We start from the raw sequence: 18,974 nt of genomic DNA on the forward strand, positions 1-18,974 counted from the left end.
GCGCACGCTTTTTTGTTCCGCGGGCTGTTGCACGGCTTGATCGTGCGCCGGCACGGAACGCAATCATCGACATCAGCGAGCCGGTCATGCAACGCTACTTTCATTTTGTCGACGGCGAGCGGCGCGAGCCCGCAAGCGGTCAGTGGTTCAACAGCGACAACCCGTTCACCGGCCAGCCGTGGGCCGAAATCGCACGAGGCAATGAAGCCGACGCCGATCTCGCGGTGCGGGCCGCGCATCGTGCGTTCGTTGCCGGCGCGTGGCGAGAGTTGTCCGCCAGCGCGCGTGGGCAGTTGCTCTGCCGGTTCGCCGATCGCCTGGCCGGCGACGCAGCCCGTCTTGCCGAAGTCGAGGTGCGCGACAATGGCAAGCTGCATGCGGAGATGCATGCGCAACTCCAATACTTGCCGCAGTGGTACCGCTACTACGGTGGGCTGGCGGACAAGATCCAGGGCGACGTGATACCGCTCGACAAGAAGGGCTACTTCAATTTCACGCGACGTGAACCGCTCGGTGTCGTCGCGATCATCACGCCCTGGAACTCGCCGCTGATGCTGCTGGCATGGAAGCTCGCGCCCGCGCTCGCCGCCGGGTGCACGGCGGTCGTCAAGCCGTCGGAATTCACGTCGGCCTCAACGCTCGAATTCGTCGAACTGCTGCACGAGGTCGGATTCCCGCGTGGTGTCGTGAACGTCGTGACCGGCTTCGGCAACGAAGTCGGCAGCGCACTCGTATCGCATCCGCTCGTGCGCAAGGTCACGTTTACCGGTGCGGATTCGACCGGGCGCCGGATCAACGAGCAGGCCGCTCGCGATTTCAAGCACGTGAGCCTCGAGCTGGGCGGAAAGTCGCCGAACATCGTATTCGACGATGCGAATCTCGACGACGCGGTCAATGGCGCGGTATCCGGCATTTTCGCGGCGACGGGGCAGACCTGTATCGCCGGATCGCGGCTGCTCGTGCAGTCGAAGGTGCATGACGAGGTGGTCGAGCGCGTGGTCGCGCTCGCGCGTACCGCGCGCATGGGCAATCCGATGGATGCCGGCACGCAGGTCGGGCCGATCACGACGCGCCCGCAATACGACAAGGTACTCCACTATATCGACGTCGCACGGCGCGAAGGCGCCAGGCTTGCGCTCGGCGGGCAGGCCGCGACACGCGCCGAGTGCGGCGACGGCTGGTTCGTCGAGCCGACGATCTTCACCGGCGTCAGCAACGATATGCGGATCGCACAGGAAGAGGTATTCGGTCCCGTGCTCTCCGTGATCCGCTTCGATACGGAGGACGAAGCAGTCGAGATCGCGAACGATGTGCGTTTCGGCCTCGGCGCCGGCGTATGGACGAGCGACATCGGCCGCGCATTCCGGATGGCGGAGCGGATCGAATCGGGCACGGTCTGGGTGAATACCTATCGCGCGGTCAGCTACATGTCCCCGTTCGGCGGGTACAAGGATTCCGGGTTGGGCCGTGAGAACGGCATCGACGCCGTAAGCGAATACCTGCAGACGAAAAGCGTGTGGATCAACACGGGCGCGTCGACCGGCAATCCGTTCGTGCTGCGCTAGTCAACCGAAGTGGGCGCGCTTGCCTGCGCGCCCACCGAGTCGCATGTTCCCGTGTGTCGCCAGTATCCGGCCCGAATTCGAGCCACGTCCTGATCGCGCCATTTCATCGTCACGGGGGACATGGAGACGATCGATCACCCGCTGCCATGTTCATCGTGATCGACTCATCCGCTCCTTCAGCCACGCCACCGCTTCGTCGACCATCGGGTGATGGCGGCGCGTGTTCCAGAGCAGTGCCGCAATAACTATCTTCACTTTCTCCGTCAACGGGCGGACGACCACATTCTCTGGCGCCAGCTTCCGCATCGACGCGGGGACAAGCGCAACGCCCTGTTCAGATTTCGTTCGCGATACGCCGCTGGTGGTTGTCTACCGGCGACGTTGTCCTCTATTGTCCACCAAAATGAGACAGCGAATCATATCTAGACCGATTGATGATTCCTGGGGAGACAGTAGACTGCACCCGTGCTTCGCCAGAACCGATCCGGAGCGTGCCAGGAACGGCGCGACCAGACGGATTCTTCGGCGGCGGGCCAGCCGGCTTGCTGTCCGATTGTGCGAGGAGTAGTTCGTTGCCAACCTGGCGCGCCGATTCGGCGTGTATCGGCACCGGATGCATCAAACCGTCAATTCAAGGGTGATTGCTATGCGTTACGTTTCGCTGGAGTCGAAGAAGGACGAGCTGCTGCTGGCGGCTCGCGTATTGTTGATGATCCTGTTCGTGCTGTTCGGCTGGCAGAAGCTGAGCGGCTTCTCGGGCACGGTCGCGTACATGGCGTCGACGGGGAACCCGGCGCCCGAGCTGGCGGCCGCAATTGCGGTGGCGGTCGAGCTGGTCGGCGGCCTGCTGATCGCGGTTGGTTTCTATACGCGTCCGCTGGCACTGGCGTTCGCTGCCTATACGCTCGCGACCGCGCTGATCGGCCATCGCTACTGGGCGCTGCAGGGGATGGATCAATACATGGCGATGATCAACTTCTACAAGAACGTGAGCATCATGGGCGGGCTGCTGTTGCTCGCGCTGACCGGGCCGGGGCGCTATTCGCTCGACCGTAAGTAAGTCGGCGCAGAGTGTCCGTTCGGGTTCGCAGGCCCGGTGCACGAAAGTGCACCGGGCTTTGTTTTTGTTGGCGGGGCTGGCGGCGCGGGCACTGCGTTGCCAAACGAACAGGTTCCGGACATGATGGCGCGTGCGCAGCGGCGCGGTTCGCGCCGCGTTGCGCGCCGTGCTTGCGCATTGCGTTTCGTTTTCAAGGGTGGCAGACGAGCCAGTTTCAATAGAGAGAATCGGAGAAGACGGTGAAGGTTGAAGCCCATGAGCGGGTGTTGACCGCGGGCGAAATTGAAATGGCCTGGACGGTCTTCAAGGACGGCATCGACTACGACAAGGTGCGGGTGCACAAAGGGAGCTACTTCTGGTTCAACCTGCAAAGCAAGCACACCGCCGTCACGCCGAACGGGAAGATGTATTTCCTTGATGACCTGTACGTCGACGACTTCTCGGCAATGAACGGCCCGCACATCTGGAAAAGAAGCTTTTTCATGCACGAGATGACCCATGTCTGGCAGTACCAGCGTGGGTATGCGGTGCGATGGCATGCGCTGACCGTCACGATTCGCGGACAGCGCGCATACAAATACACCATCGCGCCGGGTGCGGTATTTCACGATTACAACATGGAGCAGCAGGGCAACCTGGTCGCGGATTACTACGCGGTGCAGGTGCTGAAGGCGCCTTTCGCCGTCTTCCATCGTGGCTACGTCGGCACGCCGGACGAGCTCGATCGTGTCCTTGCTCCGCTGCTGGAGGATCCCGGGAATGCAGACAATCTTCCGCGGTAGCGTGTTGGGTATGCTCGCATGCGTGTTGTGCCTGTCGCGTGCGATGGCAACGTCGGAGGCGCCCGTCGAACTGGAAATCAGGCAGGTCGACGGGAACCCTGCCGCGTGCCTGCCCGTGAACGACGAACGGGCCGAGCCTGTCATCCGGATCCGCACGGTCGGTGTCGCCAGGCCAACCGGCCCGGCGAGCCCCGACGTCACTTACTGGTGGTTCGAGATGCCGGCGGAGGCCACGCCTGCCTACCTGAAGCGTGGCGAGTGCCTCGTGTATGGGCAGAGCGTGAAAGGCGCCATCGTCCGCACGCCGCCCAAGCCGCTGGAACTCAACCGGACCTACACCATCTCGATCATTCCGGACGGGGACGCCGGCCCGGTCTACAGTGCGGCGTTCTGTACGCTCGAGCGGCCCGGTGGCGGCGTGCAGATCGCAGTGCCGCGGAACGACCGGAATCCCTGTGCGGCCCATCCCTGACCGGCGCATGCCGGACTGGTTGGCATGACTGATTGATTCGTGTGGTGTCGAGGTTGCGATGAATGGAGTCGAAGCATGAGGAGCATGTTGCGAAGCTGCGCCATGGCTTGCCTGTCCTGCTGCCTGTTCGTCTCCCGTGCGGACGCCATGTCGCATGGCCCGATCCGCCTGGACGTCCGGCAGGTCGATGGAAAACCGGCTGCTTGCCTGCCCATGAGCGACGATACCGGCTCGGAGCCGATCCGGATCAGCTCGATCGGTGTGAGCCGACAAACGGGGCCCGTCAGTCCCGTCGTGATGTACTGGGCGCTGGAGATACCGGAGCGTGCGCCGCCGGTGTATCTGCAGCGAGGCGAATGTCTCGTCTATGGTCAGGCCATCGCCGGTGCAATCGTGCGTACCCCGCCGAGGACGCTGGACCTCGACAAGTTCTACAGCATCTCGATCGTACCGGCGGGGAATGAGGGGCCCGTGTACGGCTCGGCGTTTTGCGTGATCGGGCAAGCGGGCGGCGGTCTCCGCATCGCGACGCCGGGGCAGCAGGGGGAACCGTGCGCGGTGGCCGGACACTGAACCGCGCAACGGGCGTGCTCGCGTGGCTGCCGACGCGGCAGGGGAGTCGACATCGGCTGCCTGTTCTTGTATAGATTGGGGGATTCCCGTTCCCCTTTCATAGATGGCTACCGTGCCGCACTCGACCGTCCTCCTCATCGGCGCCGCCGGCCTGCTCGGCCGCGCGGTTGCCGCGTCCCTGTCCCGCGAATCGTCGTTGAACCTCGTCGCGACCATCCGAACCCCGCAAAGCGCAGGCGCAAAACGCCTGGCGCTGCCCCCGGAAAACATCGCCGAACTCGACGTCCTCGACGAGCCGGCCCTCGAACACCTCTTCGCCACCTGCCAGCCGGCCGCCGTGATCATCTGCGCGGCCGAACGTCGCCCGGATGTCTGCGAGCGCGACCCTGCCGGCGCACGCGCGATCAACGTCACCGCCCAGGCCCGCATCGGTGCGCTCGCCGCGCGCCATGGTGCGTGGACACTCGGCATCTCCACCGACTACGTGTTCGACGGCAAGGCTGCCCCGTACCGTGAAGACGCCGCCCCGAATCCGCTGAACATCTACGGCCGCACGAAGCTGGAAGGCGAGGCGGCACTGCTCGCCGCGTCGCCGCTGTCATGCGTGCTGCGCCTGCCGCTGCTCTACGGCCCGATCGTCGACTGGAGCGAGTCGGCCGTCACGAGCCTGGTGCCGGCGATCGTCGCCTCTGCGCGCCCGGGTGCCGACGCGGTCGGCATGGACGCCTGGGCGATCCGTTACCCGACCTATACGCCGGACGTCGCGGACGTCATCCGCGATCTCACGCTGCGGCATCTCGCGGGCGCATCGATCACGGGCATCCGTCACTGGTCGGGCGAGGCGCCGATGACGAAGTACGACATTGCGCAGCGGATCGCGGCCGCGCTCGGCATCGACGCCGCGCTCAAGCGGATCGACCAGCCGACCGACGCGACGCCGCGCCCATACGATTGCCATCTGGACGCATCGCGCGTGCGGGCAGCCGGGATCGATCACGCGACGCCTTTCGATATTGCGCTGCGCGCCGTGCTGCGCGATGCGCCGCAGGTGCTGTAGGATCGGGCGCCAAGCGCGGCCCCGCGCCGCATGAGCCGCATCTGCCCATGTTGGCGGCCGCGCCACGCATGCGGTTCGCGAGCGAACTCCGGCCCGACCCTCATCGCCCACCCAGGAGCCCAGCCATGCAACTGAAATGGCTCGAAGACTTCGTCGAACTCGCGCGCACGCGCAGCTTCACACGCGCAGCGGAGAACCGCTTCGTCACGCATCCGGCGTTCGGCCGCCGCATCCGGTCGCTCGAGGAATGGGTCGGCACGCGCCTGATCGCGCGCACGAAGCCGCTCGAACTGACGGCGGCCGGCACTGTCTTCCTCGATGCCGCGTCGAACGCGCTCGACATCCTGCACGGCGCCCGCACGCAGCTTCAGGAAGCGGCGCCGGTGCTGGAGAACAACCTCCGGATCGCGACCGGCCGCACGCTCTCGGCCACCTTCTTCCCCGACTGGTACGACGAGACGGTTGCGCGCGCAGGCTTCTTCACGGCGACCGTGGCGACCGGCAGCGCAGAGGAAGCGATCCTGCAGCTGACGGCCGGCGAAGCCGACATGCTGATCGTCTATTCGAGCCCGCATACGCGGCTGCTGATCGATCGCGACCGCTTCGACTGGCTGTCCGTCGCGCGCGAGGTGCTGGTGCCGGTCAGCGCGTTCGATGCGCGCGGCAGCGTGCGCTACCGGCTGCCGGCCGGGCAGGCACCGGTGCCGTGGCTCGCGTTCGCGCGCACGCTGACGCTGCGTGCGGTGCTCGCGCGGCATCTCGCCGAAATGCCGAACCGCCCGACGCTGCGGCCCGTGTACCAGGCCGACTCGTACGAAGCGATCCTCGCGATGGCGCGTCGCGGGCTCGGCCTCGCGTGGCTGCCGCAGCGGCTCGTCGCCGATGATGTCCGGCGCGGCGAGCTTGCGATCGTCGGCGGCGCCGACTGGCAGATCGGCTTCGACATCGCGCTGTACCGGCGCCGGAACGACCCGCACCCGGTACTGGACGCGATCTGGCGCACCGCGCCGTCACGCGACGACGGCGGAGCATAGCCGCCGTGCGTAACGGCCCCGGCGCCCGCGCGCCGATCGGCACGATTGCGTGCCGAAACGGCACGAACGCCTGCCCCGCGTTGCCTACACTCCGCGCTTGACTGGCCCGAACGGCCGCCGGCAACGCCGCGCGCCGTCTTTCAAAATCCTGACGGCCAGCATTACCGGAGGAGCACAGGGATGACCCACAACATGCACGCCGCGACGCCGGCCCCGCACAATCCGTGGCGCGAGATCTGCGCCGCGAGCATCGGCAACGCGCTGGAGTTCTACGATCTGCTGATTTACGGCTATTTCGCGATCGTCATCGGCCAGCTGTTCTTTCCCACGCACGACGCGGCAACCTCGCTGCTGCTGTCGGTGGGCACGTTCGGCATTTCGTTCGTCACGCGTCCGCTCGGCTCGATCGTGCTCGGCAGCTATGCGGACCGCGCAGGCCGCAAGGCGTCGCTGACGATATCGATCGGGCTGATGATGCTCGGCACCGCGATGATCGCGTTCGCGCCGACATATGCGCAGATCGGCATCGCGTCACCGCTGCTGATCATCGTCGCGCGGATGCTGCAGGGCTTCTCGACGGGCGGCGAATTCGGCGCGGCCACCGCATTCATGGTCGAGCAGGCCGATGCGAAGCGGCGCGGCTTCTTCGCGAGCTGGCAGATGTCGACGCAGGGGCTCGCGACGGTGCTCGCGGCCGGCGTGTCCGCCCTGCTGAGCCTGCTGCTGACGACCGACCAGCTGCATGCGTGGGGCTGGCGCGTCGCGTTCTCGGTCGGGCTGCTGATCGGCCCGGTCGGGCTCTACATTCGCCGCAACATCGACGAGCCGGCCGATTTCCGCCGGCTCGGCGAGCAAGGGCGCGCGAAGTCGCCGCTGCGCGACGTGTTCGTCCGCGACCGTGCGAACCTGCTGCTCGGCGCCGGTGTCGTCGCGACGGCCACGGCGTTCAACTACGTGCACAAGCTGTACATGCCGACGTATGCGGTCAAGCAGCTGCATATCCCGGCCACGTCGTCGTATCTCGGCGCGGTCGTCACGGGCGCGATGCTGATGATCGCCGCGCCGGTCGTCGGGCACCTGTCGGATCGCTTCGGCCGCATCCGCGTGATGCTGGTCGCGCTGATCCTGGTCGGCGTGACGACATGGCCGCTGTTCGTGATGCTGAACCGCTATCCGACGGTCGAGACGCTGCTCGCGGTGCAGGCGCTGGTCGGCCTGCTGATCGCGGTGAGCCTCGCGCCGCTGCCGGCGCTGCTGGCGGACATCTTCCCGACGAGCACGCGCGGCACGGGCCTCGCGCTGTCGTACAACTTCTCGGTGACGCTGTTCGGCGGTTTCGCGCCGCTGATCGTGACCTGGCTGATCGACGCGACGCACAACAAGCTGGCGCCGAGTTTCTACGTGATGGCGACGGCCGTGCTCGGGATCACGTCGGTGATCTCGCTCGGCCGCCGGATGCGCGGTGCTGCTGCCGCCGCCGCGACGCCGTCGACGCGCGCGACCGAGGCGTGACGCGCCAGCCCCGATCCCGGTGCAGCCGGCACCAGCCGGCTGCGCCTCTCCCGAACCCTGTTGAGCCTTTCCGACATGACCACGCTTGAAGCCATCCGCGCCGCATTGCCGGCCTATCCGATCGAAGTGACCTTCCCCGACATCTCGCGCTGGCGCGCGGGCAATACGGGTATCGACTATCTGCATACGTTCGACAGCGGCCGGCCCGGCAAGCACGTGATGATCCTCGCGCTGACGCACGGCAACGAAGTCAGCGGCGCGATCGCGGTGGACGCGTTGCTCGCCGCGGGCCTGCGTCCGGTGGCGGGCCGCCTGTCGCTCGGCTTCGGCAACGTTGGCGCATACGAGCATTTCAGTGCGGAGAACGCCGATGCGACGCGCTACCTCGACGAGGACATGAATCGCGTGTGGACGCCGGCCGCGCTCGACGGCACGCGCGGCAGCCGCGAGCTTGTGCGTGCGCGCGCGATGCGTCCGCTGCTCGATACGGTCGACCTGCTGCTCGACATTCATTCGATGCACGAAGCGTCCGCGCCGCTGATGATGACCGGCTCGCTTGAAAAGGCGATCGCGCTGGCGGCCGCGATCGGCACGCCGGAGCACGTGATCATCGATCGCGGCCATGCGAACGGCACGCGGCTGCGCGACTACGGCGGCTTCGGCGATCCGGCGAGCGCGAAGAATGCGCTGCTGATCGAGACGGGCCAGCACTTCGCCGCGAGCGCACGCGATGTCGCGCTCGACAGCGCGGCGCGCTTCCTGCTGCATGCGGGTGTCGTTGCGCGCGACGATGTCGCAGCTTTCCTTACGCAAGCCGCGCCGGTGCGGCAGAAGTTCGTCGAGATCACGGAGCCGGTCGTCGCGCGTTCGATGGACTTCCGGTTCTCGCAACCGTTCACGGGGCTCGAGGTGATCGAGCAGGCCGGCACCGAGATCGCGCGCGACGGCGACGACGTGATCGTCACGCCGTATGACAACTGCGTGATCGTGCAACCGTCGATGCGACATCTCGGCGTGAACGTCACGATGATGCGGCTGGGGCGATTGCTGGAGCGCTGATGGTGCCGGTCGTGCCGCGCGGCAGTCCGGATGCGGCATTGCAGCGGCGTGTTCATCGTCGTGGCACGGAAAGGCGCTACACTGCGCGGGTTCCCGAACAGATCGGGAGCGTCAGGACACCGGACACGCGTGTCGAGACGGCGCGGCCATGCCGCCCGTCCGGTGCTCGCCGGCCGCCACCCGCCACGCAGCGGTGCCGCGCCCCCTGACGCATTCGAACAAATCACGAGAGAAAGAGAGGGCCCATGCTGACACGTCTTCGTATCGGACTCGACCGCGCGCGCGACCTGCGCGAAGCGGGACGACCGTCTCCCATCCAGCCGCGCCCGCAGCCGAGCGAACTGGTCGACCTGAGCGCGAAGCGCGCGATGTGGCGCGTTGCCGTTCCGGGCCAGGCCGACTGCTACATGGCGGCGACGCCCGCCGAAACGGAGCGCTTCGTCGTGCATCTCGACGCTCAAACGTTCTACGGCCTGTGGCTCGGCACGAGCCCGAGATTTCCGCAACTGAACTCGCAGGACTGCGTGCCGCGCCGCGTCATGCCGCTCGACAGCAAGTACGCGTCGGCCACCGCCGCGTTCCGGGCCGGCCGACTCGAACCGGTGGAACTGCCGCCGGTCGGCTACTGGCTCGAGGGAAGCGGGTACGAAGTCGCGATGAGCAACGGCATGACGCGCACCTTCTGGCTGCTCGCCAACCGCGCGCGGTCGTTTCCGGTCAGCGTCGACAACGCGACCTGGGCGACGATGCTGAACAACATGGCCGGCGTCGGCGTCGCGCCGATCGCGTACCGCGAACTGTTTTCCCGGCACGCGTAGGGTGCGCATGGCGATCCGGCGCGCCCCGCGGCGGCACCGGATCGCCATCAGGTTTGACACGCCGCGCTCGCGGCCATTAAAGTCGCATCGCGGGCCGGTGGGTCAAGCACACGCCCGGAACAGGCAGCCGATGTTCCAGGACTACGGGGCTACCCCGTGGATCAGATCGACACCCCGATGCGTCGCAAGGAGCGCCGTTGCGCGTTGCGCAACATGACTCCTCGCAGCACCAGTCACGTTGACTCATCGTCCCGCCCATCGATTCCCATGCACGGCTCCCTGTTCGATACCGTCCGCACGATTGCCGAAGCGATGCTGGCCGGCGCCCCCGAACCTGCCGGCGTCCTTTCCCGGATGGCGGCCGTGCTCGGCGGCGCGCCGCCGTGGACGCACGAAGTCGCGAATGCCGCGCTCGCACGCTTCGGCGCACGCTGGGCCGACGTCGACATCGATACGCTCGCGGCGGATCTCGCCGAAGCGCCGGCTTTCGTGCTCGCGTGGTATGGCAGCGATCGGCCCGCGCCGATCCGTGTCGTGCGGCGGCCGCCGGTCCAGCAACCGTTACCGGCGCCGCTCGCGGGCTGCGACGTGCCGCAATGGGCGACGCCCGGCGATCTTGCCGGCTGGCTCGGCGTGAGCGCGCCGGAACTCGACTGGCTGTCCGACCACTGGCGCGTCGACGCGCGCAGCAGCGCCACGCCGTTGCATCACTACACGTACGTGGCGCACGACAAGCGCAGCGGCGGGTGCCGCCTGGTCGAGATCCCGAAGGGCCGGCTGCGCGAAGCGCAGCGCCGCATCCTGCACGGGCTGCTCGATCGCATCGCGCCGCACGGTGCGGTGCACGGGTTTCGCAAGGGGCACGGGATCGTCTCGTTCGCGGCGCCGCATGCGGATCGCGATGTCGTCGTCCGTTTCGATCTTGCGGATTTCTTCGTATCGGTACGCGCCGCACGCGTTCACGCGCTGTTCGTCACGCTCGGGTATCCGGCCGAAGTCGCGCGCACGCTCACGGGGTTGTGCACCAATCGCGTACCGTCCGCGCGGCTGCTCGCGCCGGACCTGCGCGACCGGTTCGACTGGATCGGCCGCCAGCGCTATCGCGAACGGCATCTGCCGCAGGGGGCGCCGACCTCGCCGGCGCTGGCGAACCTGTGCGCGTTCCGGTTCGACCTGCGGCTCGCCGCGCTCGCGCGTTCGCTCGGCGCAACCTACACGCGCTACGCGGACGATCTCGCCTTTTCCGGCGGCGGCACGCTGGCGCGCGACGTCGAGCGGCTGCAACTGCGGGTCGCCGCGATCGCACTCGAGGAAGGCTTTGCGCTGCAACTGCGCAAGACACGCGTGATGCGACGCGGCAGCCGGCAGCACCTGGCCGGCGTGGTCGTCAATCGTCATCCGAACCTGGCGCGCGATGAGTTCGATCTCCTGAAGGCCATCCTGACCAACTGCATCCGGAGCGGGCCGGCATCGCAGAATCGCGATGCACATCCGGACTTCCGCGCGCATCTCGCCGGGCGTGTCGCGCATGCGGCCGCGCTGAACGCGGCGCGCGGCGCGAAGCTGCGCGCGCTGTTCGACCGGATCGCGTGGGAAGCGCGCGACGTCGGCCGGTAAACGGCCGGATTCGCATCGACGCCGGTCGACGACTTATGTAGTGCGGTGCCGCGCACTGCTATCATTCGCGCCATGCCGCGCCAGTGCCATGGTGCGGCGCCGACTTGCCGCAGCCGTTCGCCGTGCCTTCGTTGCTGGCGCGCTGCGCGTTGCCGGCCCGGCTCTGTATGTCATTGATTGACGCGCGACGTCGTTTAGTGCGTATCGCGTAAGCCGTGCCGGCTCAGGCAAACGATTCACACATTTGACAGCCCCTATTGGCGGAACTTCATGGTAGGTTCCGCCATCGGAGTTTTTTGCAAAAACATGCCCAAAGAGGATGAATACATGACCCAGGCCCTGCAGGAACTCGAAGCACAACTTCGGGACCTGAACATCAAGCTGTCGGACGCGAAGCAGAAGGAGAAGCAGGCCGCGCTCGCGGCATTCAAGGAACAGGTCGAGCTTTTGGGAATCTCGCAGCAGGAAGTGCTGAGCGCGCTCGGCTATATCGTCCAGCGAAAACGCAAGGCACCTGCCAAGTACTACGACCCGACGTCCGGCCGTTCATGGTCGGGCCGCGGCCCTCGGCCGAAATGGCTCGAAGGCAAGGATCTCGATACGCTCGCCGTCGACCGTGAGGCCAAGACCTGGTGGCCCGGAGACGACGAAAGCTGAAGCCGGCCAGGCCGCCAGGCCACCCGGCGCCGTCCGGTTCGCGCTAGCGGGCCGGCCGGCAACACCCCGCCAGCATGCTGCTTTTCATCCGGTGTCCGGCCTGACCGCGACATCGCCGGTTTCGCCGCCGACACCGGATCGCCGTTTTTCCCTCCCGTTCATTGCCCGCAGATTCCCGCCTGCCGTCCCGCAAGCGGGCGCCGCCGCATGCGCGAACCGTCGCGGCCGACACGCGCGCCGGGGCTTTGCTCGCGGGCACAGGCCTTAGAATGTCGCCGGACAATCGTGGCAGGACACCATGGCAGCAAACATGAAATCTTCGACGCTCGGCGGCCCGTCGGCCCCGCGCGTGGAGCAGGTCGGCGCGTACGCGTGGAAAGCGCTGGCCGGATCGGCGATCGGCTATGCGATGGACGGCTTCGACCTGCTGATCCTCGGCTTCATGCTGCCCGCGATCACGGCCGCGCTGCAACTGACACCCGGGCAGGGCGGCGCGCTGGTCACCTGGACGCTGATCGGCGCCGTCGCAGGCGGCATCCTGTTCGGTGCACTGAGCGACCGTTACGGGCGCGTGCGCGTGCTGACCTGGACGATCCTGCTGTTCGCGATCTTCACCGGGCTGTGCGCGTTCGCGCGCGGCTTCTGGGATCTGCTCGTCTACCGCACCATCGCGGGCATCGGGCTGGGCGGCGAGTTCGGGATCGGCATGGCGCTCGCGGCGGAAGCGTGGCCGGCCAGCAAACGCGCCCGCGTGTCGTGCTACGTCGCGCTCGGCTGGCAGGCCGGCGTACTGCTGGCCGCGTTGCTGACGCCGTTCCTGCTGCTGCACATCGGCTGGCGCGGGATGTTCCTGGTCGGCGTGCTGCCCGCGCTGCTCGCCTGGGCGATGCGCAACAAGCTGCACGAGCCGGAGGCGTTCGTGCAGCGCGCGACGCAGCCGAAGGCCAATGCCTTCCGCCTGCTCGTCGCGGACGGGCGCACCGCGCGCACGAGCCTCGGCATCGTGATCCTGTGTTCGGTCCAGAACTTCGGCTACTACGGGATCATGATCTGGCTGCCGACCTTCCTGTCGAAACAGATGGGCTTCTCGCTGACGAAGTCGGGGTTGTGGACGGCGGCAACCGTCGTCGGGATGATGATCGGCGTCTGGGTGTTCGGGCAGCTGGCCGACCGCATCGGGCGCAAGCCGACGTTCCTGCTGTACCAGCTCGGCTCGGTCGTGACGGTCATCGCGTACGCGCGGCTGTCGGACCCGACCGCGATGCTGTGGGCCGGTGCGCTGATGGGCATGTTCGTCAACGGGATGGTCGGCGGCTACGGGACGCTGATGTCGGAGGGCTATCCGACGGTCGCGCGCGCAACCGCGCAGAACGTGTTGTGGAATATCGGTCGCGCGGTCGGCGGCTTCGGCCCGGTCGCAGTCGGCGCGCTGGCCGCGCACTACTCGTTCCAGACGGCCATCGCGCTGCTCGCCGGCCTCTACGTGCTCGACATGGTCGCGACGCTGTTCCTGATTCCCGAGCTCAAGGGTGTCGAGCTCGAATGAGCGCGGCGCTCGCGCACAACCCAACGATTTCACCGGAAACCACGATGCAACAGAAGAACAGGACGATCGGCGTGATGGGCTCGGGCAAGGAGCCGTGGCTCGCGTTTTCGGCGCCGCTCGGCGAATGGATCGCGCAGGCCGGCTTCAACCTGCTGACGGGGGGCGGGCAGGGCGTGATGCTGGCGGTCGCGCGCGCGTTCGCCGACGTGCCCGGGCGGGCCGGCCGATCGATCGGCATCCTGCCGACGCAGGCCGATCCGCTCGCGGGCTTCGTGCCGCTCGACGGTTATCCGCATCCGTTCGTCGACATCCCGATCCTCACGCCGCTGTCGCGCCGCGAGCCGGATGCGGATCCGCACACGATCAACCGCAACTACGTGAACGTGCTGAGCAGCGACCTGATCGTCGCGCTGCCGGGCGGGCACGGCACGGCCGAGGAGATTGCGCTCGCGCAGCGCTGGCGCAAGCCGCTCGTCTGCTTCGGGCCGGACGGCGCGTTTCGCGAACTCGCGGCGGGGGCCGCGTGCACGTCGTCGCTCGACGACGTGATCCGCTTCGTGGAAGAGGCATTTTCTGCGGAGCAGGTGCAGGTGCAGGTGCAGACGCAGCGATAGTTCACGCAGTCGGCGCCCTCGCACGCACCATCACCGCTGTTGAAGCAACCGCGCCGCCGGCGCGAGCAAGCCGTCGGCGGCACGATCCGTTACTTCGGTGCGCGGCTTAGCGCCCGGTCTTCAACTGCGCCCACAGCCGGTTCTGCAGCCGGCGAATCTCGGGCGGCATCGGCTTGAGCAGCGTCATCTTGCTCAACACCTCGTCGCCCGGATACACCGACGGGTCGCGCGCGATCGCGGGCTTCACGTACTGGCGCGCGGCCTTGTTCGCGGTCGGGTAGAACACCGCGTTGGTGATGCCCGCATTGACCTTCGGATCCTGAACGTAGTTGATCCACTTCAGCGCGGCGTCGCGGTTCGGCGCGTCCTTCGGGATCACCATCATGTCGAACCACAGCAGCCCGCCTTCCTTCGGATTCGCGAAGCGGATCTCGTACGGGCGCTTCGCTTCGGCGGTGCGGCGGTGTGCGATGCCGATGTCGCCCGAGTAGCCGAGCGACACGCACAGGTCGTTGTTCGCGAGATCGTTGATGTAGCCCGACGAGTTGAACTGCGTGATGTACGGGCGCACCTTCTTCAGCACCTCGAACGCGGCATGATAGTCGGCCGGGTTCGTGCTGTTCGGGTCCTTGCCCATGTACTGCAGCGTGGCCGCGAACACGTCGACGGCCTGGTCGAGGAACGACACGCCGCAGCTCTTCAGCTTGGCCATGTTGGCCGGATCGAACACCAGCGCCCAGCTGTCGACCGGCGCCTTGTCGCCGAGCGCCTTCTTCACGGCCTGCACGTTGTAGCCGATGCCGTCGGTACCGTATGCCCACGGCACGCCGTACTGGTTGCCCGGATCGGCATCGGCGACCATCTTCATCAGCAGCGGATCGAGGTTCGACAGGTTCGGCAGCTTCGACTTGTCGAGCGGCTGGTAGACGCTCGCCTGGATCTGCTTGGCCATGTAGTTCGACGTCGGCACGACGATGTCGTAGCCGGAATTCCCCGACAGCAGTTTCGCCTGCAGCGTGTCGTCGTTGTCGTAGTTGTCGTAGCGGACGTGGAGGCCCGTCTGCTTCTGGAAGTTCGGGATCGTGTCCGGCGCGATGTAGTCGGACCAGTTGTAGATGTTCAGTTCGCCGGCCGCGTGGGCGGCCGTGCCGGCGGCCGCGGCGACCGACAGGATGGCGGCGGTTGCAAGGGCGCGGCGAAGCGTGCGGATTCGCATGAAGAAGTCTTCCATTTCGGTGCGCGTGTCGAGCCGCGAGGCGCGGGTCGTTGCGCGATGGTTCATCGGATGAAGCAGGCGTGCGCGACCGCCGCGCGCCGTGAGCGAATGCGGTGCGCGACGATCAGGAGTCCGTTCGATCTCGGGCCGGGCTGCGCGAAAGCAAAGCGCGGGACGATCCCGTCACCGGTCGGGCGACACGGCGAGCAGGTCGAACGGATACAGGGAAAGGGGGCGAGCGCTAAGGCAGCAACGATGCCACGTCGTCGGTATGGATCGCGACGTAGGCACGCGCGGCGACGGCGTTGTGGCGGCGAACGGAACGGCGGGACAGGATGGTGTAGATCGACAGGGACAGGCGAGGACTTTGCCCGCCGTCACTGTCGTCGGAGGACGCGATCGCGGCGCGCAGGTGTCGCGCATCGCCTCGTCTCCACCGCACCAGCGGGCCACGGAATCTCACGATTACTCTCGACCGGGTTGTTGAAAGTATTGAACACCTGGCGGTTTGCCAGCGACTGCCGTTTCGGGCTTCGGTCATCGCGTTTGCCGCAGGGCGGCATCGGCTTCGTGACACGCGTTGAAAGCTTGGCGAACCGCCGAATCGCCGAAACATGACGCTTCCGTGAATCATCAGGTAAATCGCTGTAAGGATGTCTCCGGATTTTCCCTAGTGATTCGAAGGCCGATGGATGCGCGTGGCGTGAGGGTGATGACGGGCGAATCGTGCAGGCGAGGCTGTCTTGCCGGTCAGGATGGGCGCGAAGTGATGAGAATATTCGACGGCTTGCTGCCCGGGTTGCGCCCGGACACGACATTTCTCGGGCTGTCGCGGCCCGGTTGGCGAGCCGGAAAGCGGGCGACGGGCAGTCGTTGATAACGGCAGCCGTCGCACGGCGTCCCTGACTTACTTCATCGTGTCTTCCGCGGCGCGCGCGACCACGACCTTGCCGGTCATGCCGCCGCCTTCCACCAGACGATGCGCCTCCCGCAACTGCGCCGCGTCGAGCGGATACAGCACGCGGTTGAGGGTCGAACGCAGCACACCCGCATCCACCAGGGCGGCCACTTCATCGAGGATGCGGTGCTGGGCGATCATGTCCGGCGTACCGAACAGCGGGCGCGTGAACACCATCTCCCAATGCAGCGACACGCTCTTGGCCTTGAACGGCACGGCATCGAGTGTGTCGTGGTCGTCGATGATGGCCAGCCGGCCCTGGGGGCAATCAGTTCGGCCAGTTCCGCCCAGTGTTCGGCCGTATTCGACAATGCCGCGATGTGCGTAATCGGTGGCACCGGCAGCGCGCTGACTTGTGCCGGCAGGGGCTGGCGATGGTCGATGACGTGATGGGCGCCCAGGCCCAGGCACCAGTCGCGGCTCTGCGCGCGCGAGGCCGTGGCGACCACCGTCAGTCCGGTCAGGCGGCGCGCGAGCTGGATCAGCATCGAGCCGACGCCACCGGCACCCCCCAGCACCAGCAGGCTGCCCGCACCGGCCGGCTTGCCGGGTGGCACGCCCAGACGATCGAACAGCAGTTGCCAGGCCGTCAGCGCGGTCAGGGGCAGCGCCGCCGCTTCGGCAAAGCTCAGGCTCCCGGGCGCACGTCCGACGATGCGTTCATCGACGAGGTGCGAGTGCGCGTTGCTGCCGGTCCGGTCGAAAGACCCGGCGTAATACACCGCATCGCCAGGCCGGAACAGCGTGACGGCCTCGCCCACGGCTTCCACGATCCCGGCGGCATCCCAGCCCAGGCAACGGACGCTATCGGGCGCGGCCACCTGTCCCGCGCGAATCTTGGTGTCCACGGGATTGACCGAAACGGCCCGGACGGCAACGCGCAGATCGTGGGGGCCGGGCGCCGGACATGCGATCTCGACATCGACCAGGCAGTCGGGATCGGCCAGCGTGGATTGCTGGCGAAATGCGATGGCGGCGACACTCGAAGAAGGCGTTGTCATCACTGTTTCCAGTCGGCGACGGGGCCGTTCCAGCGCAGGAGGGATGACTGGGCATTGCACGAGACGGCGAGCAAGCACCCGTCGCCGAAGGTCCGGGCCTTGGTGGATTTTCTCGGCGAGCGGGTCTTCCCGGCCGCTGAAGCCAAGCGGAGAAGACCGGCCAGCCGATAGGCCGGTATCGCGGGGGGCTCATGGCGTCGGCGGTCGTGCTTCGCCCGCCTCGCGCAACGCCGGGCGGGAAGCTCGTGTCGACAGACGCAAGGGCATTCGCCGCGACGACAGAGACGCCCCGTCGAACCTCAGCCGCCGGATGGCCCGGGCCGGCTGAAGCGCTGCTCGATCACCTCGGTGCCCCATTGCGTGCCCGCGGATTCACTGGTCAGCGTGAAGCCGAACGACTCGTACAGATGGCGCGCCGAATCCAGGCCCTTGAACGTCCACAGGTAGGTTTCGCGAAAGCGCTGCGCGTCGACGAAGCGCATGGCTTCCGCCATGAGCCGGCGCCCGATGCCGGACCCGCGCAACGCGTCGTTCACGATGAACCAGCGCAGGTGCGCGACGCCCGTTGCCGGGTCGCCGTCGATCACGAGCGACGCGAGGGTCCGTCCGTCTTCCTGGCACAGCCAAAGCGCCTTGCCGTCGGCCGGCAGCGCACCGGCGAACTCGGCCAGCTCGGTCGCCACCCGCTTTTCGAAAAAGGCGCCGAAGCCCCAGTGTTCGGAATAAAAGCGCGCGTGAAGGCTCGCGATATCGCCGATGCAGCCCGGCTGGTAGCCTTCGCGGATCGAGGGCGCATCGGGTGCGGCGGCGGGCGCCTTGGCGGCGTTGTCCTGCGCGAGCGCATCGGCATACAGCGCGAGCGAGCGCAGCAGCGCCTGCTGGTCGGCGGGCACCATGCGGCGCAGCGCATTCGACACCTGATCGGTCGCGAAGGTGTCGATTCTTTTCTGGAGCTTTTTCCCCTCGGCGGTCAGGTACAGCTCGGTCGCGCGCGCATCGTCGCTCGACACGCGCCGCTCCACGACTCCGGCCGCCTCGAGCCGCGCGAGTTGCCGGCTCGTGTTCGATTTGTCCAGCCGCAGGATGTTGCCCAGATCGCGGGCATTGATGCCGGGCGCCGTCCCGATCTCGAGGATCGCGTGAACGGCCGAGGGCGCCCATTCGCTGTCGGCCAGCGTCGCGCGCATGAAGCCGAGCTCGCGAACCAGTTTGCGGGAGAAGTCGCGCAGCTCGAGGATGGTCGCTTCGCGAGGCTTGGCGGGAGCGTCGATGAGGTCCATGGTTGCCCTGAAAAGGTTGCGGATCGCAATCAATAATAGTTGCGGGTCGCAACTCGATCAAGGGGGAATTTCATGTGGACGGGCTGTGCCGAGGGGGCACTCCCGGAGGTCGGTGTCGGCGCGGATCAAGGGGAGCAGAGGGGCGGGCAGCAA

16 protein-coding genes and 3 pseudogenes are annotated in these 18,974 nt (G+C 67.0%); 15 read left to right on the forward strand and 4 right to left on the reverse strand.

The features are described 5' to 3' along the window. Positions 1–86: 86 nt before the first annotated feature. From ACN8ZM_RS32490 to ACN8ZM_RS32555, 14 genes and pseudogenes are all read left to right on the forward strand, one after another. Positions 87–1,565, forward strand: a complete 1,479-nt coding sequence (locus tag ACN8ZM_RS32490; protein WP_420213027.1) for an aldehyde dehydrogenase — start codon at positions 87–89, stop codon at positions 1,563–1,565. A gap of 646 nt (positions 1,566–2,211) precedes the next feature. After that, entirely contained in the window at positions 2,212–2,625 is a 414-nt protein-coding gene (locus tag ACN8ZM_RS32495; RefSeq protein ID WP_089454538.1) for a DoxX family protein, read from the forward strand. Positions 2,626–2,852: 227 nt separating this feature from the next. Further along, positions 2,853–3,407 (forward strand): annotated as a pseudogene (locus ACN8ZM_RS32500) (type VI secretion system tip protein VgrG); the annotation flags it as partial. Next, positions 3,385–3,879, forward strand: a complete 495-nt coding sequence (locus tag ACN8ZM_RS32505) for a hypothetical protein (RefSeq protein ID WP_420213028.1) — start codon at positions 3,385–3,387, stop codon at positions 3,877–3,879. The pseudogene ACN8ZM_RS32500 and the gene ACN8ZM_RS32505, both read left to right, overlap by 23 nt. Before the next feature lie 75 nt (positions 3,880–3,954). Beyond that, the gene (locus ACN8ZM_RS32510; protein WP_420213029.1) at positions 3,955–4,452 is read left to right on the forward strand and encodes a hypothetical protein; all 498 of its coding nucleotides are present in this window, start codon (positions 3,955–3,957) and stop codon (positions 4,450–4,452) included. A gap of 103 nt (positions 4,453–4,555) precedes the next feature. Further along, a complete protein-coding gene (locus tag ACN8ZM_RS32515; RefSeq protein WP_420213030.1) occupies positions 4,556–5,509 on the forward strand; it encodes a dTDP-4-dehydrorhamnose reductase family protein in 954 nt (317 codons plus the stop codon). 125 nt (positions 5,510–5,634) lie between these two features. Next, a complete protein-coding gene (locus ACN8ZM_RS32520; protein ID WP_043184043.1) occupies positions 5,635–6,543 on the forward strand; it encodes a LysR family transcriptional regulator in 909 nt (302 codons plus the stop codon). A 180-nt stretch (positions 6,544–6,723) separates the two neighbouring features. Next, a complete protein-coding gene (locus ACN8ZM_RS32525) occupies positions 6,724–8,055 on the forward strand; it encodes an MFS transporter (protein WP_420213031.1) in 1,332 nt (443 codons plus the stop codon). 75 nt (positions 8,056–8,130) lie between these two features. Further along, positions 8,131–9,114 (forward strand): succinylglutamate desuccinylase, encoded by a 984-nt coding sequence (locus tag ACN8ZM_RS32530; protein WP_420213032.1) that lies wholly within the window; start codon positions 8,131–8,133, stop codon positions 9,112–9,114. 245 nt (positions 9,115–9,359) lie between these two features. Next, positions 9,360–9,932 (forward strand): plasmid fertility inhibition factor family protein, encoded by a 573-nt coding sequence (locus tag ACN8ZM_RS32535; protein WP_043184047.1) that lies wholly within the window; start codon positions 9,360–9,362, stop codon positions 9,930–9,932. Between the two features lie 267 nt (positions 9,933–10,199). Next, entirely contained in the window at positions 10,200–11,549 is a 1,350-nt protein-coding gene (locus ACN8ZM_RS32540) for a reverse transcriptase family protein (RefSeq protein WP_420213033.1), read from the forward strand. Between the two features lie 327 nt (positions 11,550–11,876). Beyond that, complete coding sequence (locus ACN8ZM_RS32545; protein WP_043184049.1) at positions 11,877–12,206, forward strand: H-NS family nucleoid-associated regulatory protein; 330 nt, start codon at positions 11,877–11,879, stop codon at positions 12,204–12,206. 298 nt (positions 12,207–12,504) lie between these two features. Then, positions 12,505–13,752, forward strand: a complete 1,248-nt coding sequence (locus tag ACN8ZM_RS32550) for an MFS transporter (protein WP_205821246.1) — start codon at positions 12,505–12,507, stop codon at positions 13,750–13,752. A 44-nt stretch (positions 13,753–13,796) separates the two neighbouring features. Continuing rightward, positions 13,797–14,366 carry a DNA-binding protein gene (locus ACN8ZM_RS32555; RefSeq protein WP_420213034.1) on the forward strand — a complete coding sequence of 190 codons (570 nt, stop codon included), beginning with the start codon at positions 13,797–13,799 and terminating at the stop codon, positions 14,364–14,366. A gap of 106 nt (positions 14,367–14,472) precedes the next feature. On the opposite strand, the gene ACN8ZM_RS32560 is transcribed toward ACN8ZM_RS32555, so the two are convergent. From ACN8ZM_RS32560 to ACN8ZM_RS32570, 3 genes and pseudogenes are all read right to left on the reverse strand, one after another. Further along, entirely contained in the window at positions 14,473–15,582 is a 1,110-nt protein-coding gene (locus tag ACN8ZM_RS32560; protein WP_089454551.1) for a polyamine ABC transporter substrate-binding protein, read from the reverse strand. A gap of 241 nt (positions 15,583–15,823) precedes the next feature. Further along, positions 15,824–16,045 (reverse strand): hypothetical protein, encoded by a 222-nt coding sequence (locus tag ACN8ZM_RS32565; RefSeq protein ID WP_089454528.1) that lies wholly within the window; start codon positions 16,043–16,045, stop codon positions 15,824–15,826. Positions 16,046–16,489: 444 nt separating this feature from the next. Then, a pseudogene (locus tag ACN8ZM_RS32570) lies at positions 16,490–17,541 on the reverse strand (zinc-binding alcohol dehydrogenase family protein). Positions 17,542–17,607: 66 nt separating this feature from the next. Between ACN8ZM_RS32570 and ACN8ZM_RS32575 the strand changes: the two are divergent. Next, positions 17,608–17,712, forward strand: a pseudogene (locus ACN8ZM_RS32575) (LysR family transcriptional regulator); the annotation flags it as partial. Positions 17,713–17,840: 128 nt separating this feature from the next. Here the strand turns inward: ACN8ZM_RS32575 and ACN8ZM_RS32580 are convergent. Beyond that, the gene (locus ACN8ZM_RS32580) at positions 17,841–18,821 is read right to left on the reverse strand and encodes a bifunctional helix-turn-helix transcriptional regulator/GNAT family N-acetyltransferase (protein ID WP_420213332.1); all 981 of its coding nucleotides are present in this window, start codon (positions 18,819–18,821) and stop codon (positions 17,841–17,843) included. Positions 18,822–18,974: the final 153 nt, after the last annotated feature.

This window comes from Burkholderia aenigmatica (assembly GCF_048627025.1).
Lineage (GTDB): Bacteria > Pseudomonadota > Gammaproteobacteria > Burkholderiales > Burkholderiaceae > Burkholderia > Burkholderia aenigmatica.

Coding starts and splice junctions, on each gene's coding strand:
- ACN8ZM_RS32555 (WP_420213034.1), top strand. CDS start 13,797: ATGCAACAGAAGAACAGGACGATCGGCGTGATGGGCTCGGGCAAGGAG.
- ACN8ZM_RS32535 (WP_043184047.1), top strand. CDS start 9,360: ATGCTGACACGTCTTCGTATCGGACTCGACCGCGCGCGCGACCTGCGC.
- ACN8ZM_RS32545 (WP_043184049.1), top strand. CDS start 11,877: ATGACCCAGGCCCTGCAGGAACTCGAAGCACAACTTCGGGACCTGAAC.
- ACN8ZM_RS32515 (WP_420213030.1), top strand. CDS start 4,556: ATGGCTACCGTGCCGCACTCGACCGTCCTCCTCATCGGCGCCGCCGGC.
- ACN8ZM_RS32580 (WP_420213332.1), bottom strand. CDS start 18,821: ATGGACCTCATCGACGCTCCCGCCAAGCCTCGCGAAGCGACCATCCTC.
- ACN8ZM_RS32510 (WP_420213029.1), top strand. CDS start 3,955: ATGAGGAGCATGTTGCGAAGCTGCGCCATGGCTTGCCTGTCCTGCTGC.
- ACN8ZM_RS32505 (WP_420213028.1), top strand. CDS start 3,385: ATGCAGACAATCTTCCGCGGTAGCGTGTTGGGTATGCTCGCATGCGTG.
- ACN8ZM_RS32540 (WP_420213033.1), top strand. CDS start 10,200: ATGCACGGCTCCCTGTTCGATACCGTCCGCACGATTGCCGAAGCGATG.
- ACN8ZM_RS32520 (WP_043184043.1), top strand. CDS start 5,635: ATGCAACTGAAATGGCTCGAAGACTTCGTCGAACTCGCGCGCACGCGC.
- ACN8ZM_RS32530 (WP_420213032.1), top strand. CDS start 8,131: ATGACCACGCTTGAAGCCATCCGCGCCGCATTGCCGGCCTATCCGATC.
- ACN8ZM_RS32560 (WP_089454551.1), bottom strand. CDS start 15,582: ATGCGAATCCGCACGCTTCGCCGCGCCCTTGCAACCGCCGCCATCCTG.
- ACN8ZM_RS32550 (WP_205821246.1), top strand. CDS start 12,505: ATGGCAGCAAACATGAAATCTTCGACGCTCGGCGGCCCGTCGGCCCCG.
- ACN8ZM_RS32525 (WP_420213031.1), top strand. CDS start 6,724: ATGACCCACAACATGCACGCCGCGACGCCGGCCCCGCACAATCCGTGG.
- ACN8ZM_RS32495 (WP_089454538.1), top strand. CDS start 2,212: ATGCGTTACGTTTCGCTGGAGTCGAAGAAGGACGAGCTGCTGCTGGCG.
- ACN8ZM_RS32490 (WP_420213027.1), top strand. CDS start 87: ATGCAACGCTACTTTCATTTTGTCGACGGCGAGCGGCGCGAGCCCGCA.